The sequence below is a fragment of the Rathayibacter sp. AY2B7 genome (assembly GCF_002931635.1).
In the GTDB taxonomy this organism is placed as follows: Bacteria; Actinomycetota; Actinomycetes; order Actinomycetales; family Microbacteriaceae; genus Rathayibacter.
Genome location: NZ_PSUC01000236.1, coordinates 1 through 623, shown reverse-complemented (window position 1 = coordinate 623; position 623 = coordinate 1). Strand labels below are relative to the sequence as shown.

Genomic DNA, 623 nt, shown 5'->3' with positions numbered 1-623 from the left:
GGTCCGCCGCCAGGAGGGTGCAACCGGCGCATCCTCCTCCTGCTTCCCGGAATGCAGTACCCACTATTTCGTTAGTACTGTCATCACCCCTGTTCCGAGGAGCGCCCATGACGATCGCCGACTCCCCCCTGCTCGCCGGGGACGTCTACTCCGCCGACTGCCCGAGCCGCGAGGTCTTCGGGCACGTCACCAGCAAGTGGGGCGTCCTGGTGCTCGCGGCGCTCGCTCCGGGCACGCTGCGCTGGGGCGCTCTGCGGCGCCGGATCGGCGGGATCAGCGAGAAGATGCTCGCCCAGACGCTGCGGATCCTGGAGGAGGACGGCTTCGTGCACCGCGAGGCGCGGCCGGTCGTCCCGCCGCACGTCGAGTACCGCTTGACGCCGTTGGGGGCGGAGCTGGCGGAGCGGCTGCTGCCGGTCGTCGAGTGGATCGCGGGGAACGTCGGGGCGGTCCTGGAGGCGCGCTCGGAGGGCCGTCGGGAGGGAAGGTGAGCCTCACCTTCTTGTGAGAACGTTCACAATCCGTTCAGGGAGGAGCCTCCACCCGGCGGCATCGGCGCCCCCTCCCCCTGCTTGCCTCGATCGCGTCTCCTGCTCGTGATCGAAGGACCTCCATGTCAGACA

The 623-nt window shown here is 69.5% G+C and carries 1 protein-coding gene; it reads left to right on the top strand.

The window, feature by feature from the left end:
* The first annotated feature begins 107 nt into the window (after window positions 1–107).
* Window positions 108–491, top strand: a complete 384-nt coding sequence (locus C5C27_RS17620; RefSeq protein ID WP_104256663.1) for a helix-turn-helix domain-containing protein — start codon at window positions 108–110, stop codon at window positions 489–491.
* Window positions 492–623: the final 132 nt, after the last annotated feature.